The organism is Cobetia sp., from assembly GCF_983723665.1.
On record NZ_CFDJES010000112.1, the window covers coordinates 6,101 to 9,459 of the forward strand.

Consider the following 3,359-nt stretch of genomic DNA (forward strand, 5'->3'; position numbering starts at 1 on the left):
GCCGTCGACAGGCGCATCATCGCCATCACGGGATAGCCCTTGAAGACGATGACGCGAATGTCCGGCACACCCTCATAGGTGAACTCGGCGAAGGCCTGATCGAAGGAAATCAAGCCTTCGACCAGCGCCACATCCGGTGAGCCGCCCAGAGAATAGAGCCCTGACAGGATGTTGGAGACGTGGCGCTCCATGTCGGCACGCGTGATGCGCGCGCCGCTGGGCTTCACATACTCTTCGCCATCATGGTGCTCGATGACGAGGATCCCCTTGCCGCCTGAGCCCTTGGCCGGCTTGATCACGAAGCCCGCGTGATCGCGCACCATGTCGACGACGCGCTCGACCTCGAACTGGCTGGCGACCTTGCCGATCATCTCCGGCGAGGCCAGGCCGTACTTCTGACACAGCAGCTTGGTCTGCAGCTTGTCATCGACCAGCGGATAGAGGCGGCGGTCGTTGTATTTCGAGATATACCCGATGTTGCGGCGATTCATGCCGACAACCCCCCGGGCGCGCAAGGCGCCCGGCGTGGTCCAGTTGCGCGACCAGCGATTCAGCCATGACGAGAGCATCTCAATCCTCCGTCAGCGGCTTGAAGCGGCGCAATTCCAGCAGACGATAGCCGGTGTAGTTGCCGAGCAGCAGGATGAAGGCCATCAGCACCAGTTGCAGACCGAGGAAGTTGAAGGTCAAGTGACGCACCCACGGATTGTTCATCGCCAGATAGGCCAGCACGGCGGTCAGAAGGCTGCCGCCACCTTGCTTGAGCACTTCCTTGGGACCTTCCTCTTCCCACAGGATCGACATGCGCTCCACGGTCCACGACAGGATGATCATCGGGAAGAAGGTGATGGTCAGGCCGGCGTTCAGACCGAAGCGATAGGCGAGTACCGAGAAGATGGAGATGATCGCGATCACCGTGATGATCACCACCGAGACCCTCGCCACCAGCAGCAGATTGAGCCGCGACAGGTAACTGCGGATCACCAGGCCCGTCGCGACGATCAGCAGGAAGCCGATCAAGCCGGTCACCAGACTTGTCTGGATGAAGGCGAGGGCGATCAATACCGGCATGAAGGTACCGGAGGTCTTGAGACCGACCAGTACACGCAGCAGCACCACGACCAGCGCGCCGATCGGGATCAGCAGGATGGTCTTGAACAGCGCCTGCTCTTCCAGCGGCAGGGAATGGATCGAGAAGTTGAGCAGCTCGTCATTGGCCAGCTTGTTGCGCACCGCGACGGCCGCCGGCTCGTTGTGACGGATCATCGAGAAGCTGACGCGAGAATTCACGCCGCCTTCGACTTCCAGCATCGGCGCGCCACGACCTTCCCACAGCAGCAGGTTGTCCGGCTCACCTTGCTTGCCGGTTTCCGGGTTGATCAGCACCCAGTCGGTATTGATGTCTTCAGCGTCGGCGGCCTCGACATCCACCGCCTCGTTGCCTTGCGGCGTTTCGGCGAAGACCTGCAACCAGGACGAGACCGTCTGGCGACGACGACCGTCTTCCAGGCTCAGGCCGCTGACCAGACGCGCACTGACACCGGCCTCATTGAGCAGGCGCAGCATCAACTCGGGACGCTCGAACTGGGTCAGCAGCAGGCGCGCATTCTCGCCCTGACGCTGATTGTCGAACTGCTTGATCAACTCACGTGCGAAGGTGAACGAATCGGCACTGCGCTCACGGGCCTGATCGATGACCTGGGCCGCGGCGGTATCGTAGGGGCGCTCCCAGGAGACTTCCTGAGGGGCCGGCAGGCGCTTGATGGCCGCAGGCGTCGCGTTGTCGGACTCCAGCATGGTCACAGTGTAATACAGCAGCTGCGAGCCTGCCGCTTCACGGATCGACCATTCGGCACGACGGCCCGGCAGGTCATCCAGATAGGACAGTCCGAAGCCAGAGGACGCCGTGTTCTCGGTCAGAACGCTGTAGCCTTTCTGGTTTTCCGGCAGCGCCAGCGACGCCTTGACCGGGCCGCCAGTGGCCGTGAAGGCCACCTGGGCTTCGATATCCCACACTTTCTGCTGTGCACCGGGCACCCAGGGCACATCAAACGAAATATGGCGATAGGCGGTCAGGCCCACACCGATCAGCATCAACAGGCCGACCAGAAGATAGAAAGCAAAACGCGACATGGGAGTCCTTGAAATGTCTGGAGCAGTCATGATGGCTCGGTGGAGCACCGAGCCATGTCAGGCAGCGAAGCCGGGCAGAGGAGACAGGAGGGCGCTTGCCACTCAGTCGCGGTTGCCTTCGTTCGGGTCCTCGTCCTTGGCCGCTTCGTTACTGGGTGCACTGCCCGGGTACTCCGGACGTGCATTGATGAAGGTACGGCTGACGTCCACCGCAGCGATGTCCATCATGAAGCGACGGCCCAGCAATACCGGATAGGTGAGATCACGACGATCATTGAGGGTGAACTCGACCTTCTGCTTGATATCACCCAGCGTCATCAGCAGGCTGACGACGGGACGCTCTTCGCGGCCGGAGGCCTGGATAATGGTCACCGTGCGGCTGACCTGGGCTTCGACCCACTTGTCACGATCGCCTGACACGAAATACTTGCCGTCATCCCGCAGCGCAAGCTTGAACTTGACCCACTTGGCGCCGTCGCGCTCGAATTCGGTGATATCACGCGCCGACAGCGACGAGGTATTGGCACCGGTGTCGATACGTGCCTTGAAGTAGCTGCTGATGGTCGGGAAGCCGACCCACTCGACGCGCCCAAGCAGGGTCTTGTCGAGGATGGGATTGTCGGTCACGGCCTTGCAGGCTTCCACGGCCTGCGGCTGTGCGGGCTGTTCCATCTCGGCATGGATCTGACGCAGCTGACTGCCGACTTCTCGCACGTCACGACGCAGAGAGCGGCTCAGCGCCTGCTGGTCGGCAAGTTGCTGCTGTTGGACGTTGCATTGGCCTGCCAGCTGTTCCTGCAGGGCATCGATGCGCTGTGAAAAGGCATCTGGCGTCAATACCGGTTTCTGCGGTTGCGGTTGTGCCGGGACGCAGCCGGCCATGACGACGACACTGGTCAAGGTAACAGGCAATAGCAGCTTGCGGATCAGCATAGGGGAGAAGGTTCCTGTTCAGCCTTGCTGCCGCTCTACAACCTGTGTGAACGGCAGACATAATTCTTGTCCATCGTCAGTCAGCACACTGATCCGACGATGCCTGGGTATTCCCTTGTATAGCTTGGGCGTTCTAGCACCGAAGCGTTACTGGGGGGCGATCATACGTAGCCCGAATGGTGACTGTCCATGTTTCAGCACCTGACGCCGAGCCATTTCCTGCAATTCACCAACGTAGCGATCACTTTCTGTCGCCAGTCGAGGACAGACCACACGAGCTCCCGCCTGGCGTG

General features: G+C 60.9%; 3 protein-coding genes. All 3 read right to left on the minus strand.

Features of this window, described 5'->3' with window-relative positions; all coding sequences use genetic code 11:
- The coding region (locus tag AC4FAH_RS11155) for a sugar-transfer associated ATP-grasp domain-containing protein (protein WP_490246038.1) at positions 1–569 on the minus strand (569 nt) is incomplete at its 3' end.
- Position 570: 1 nt separating this feature from the next.
- On the minus strand, positions 571–2,133 hold the full coding sequence (locus tag AC4FAH_RS11160; protein ID WP_043334234.1) for an inactive transglutaminase family protein: 1,563 nt from the start codon (positions 2,131–2,133) through the stop codon (positions 571–573).
- A gap of 102 nt (positions 2,134–2,235) precedes the next feature.
- Positions 2,236–3,066, minus strand: a complete 831-nt coding sequence (locus AC4FAH_RS11165) for an ATP-dependent zinc protease family protein (protein ID WP_054556656.1) — start codon at positions 3,064–3,066, stop codon at positions 2,236–2,238.
- Positions 3,067–3,359 lie beyond the last annotated feature (293 nt).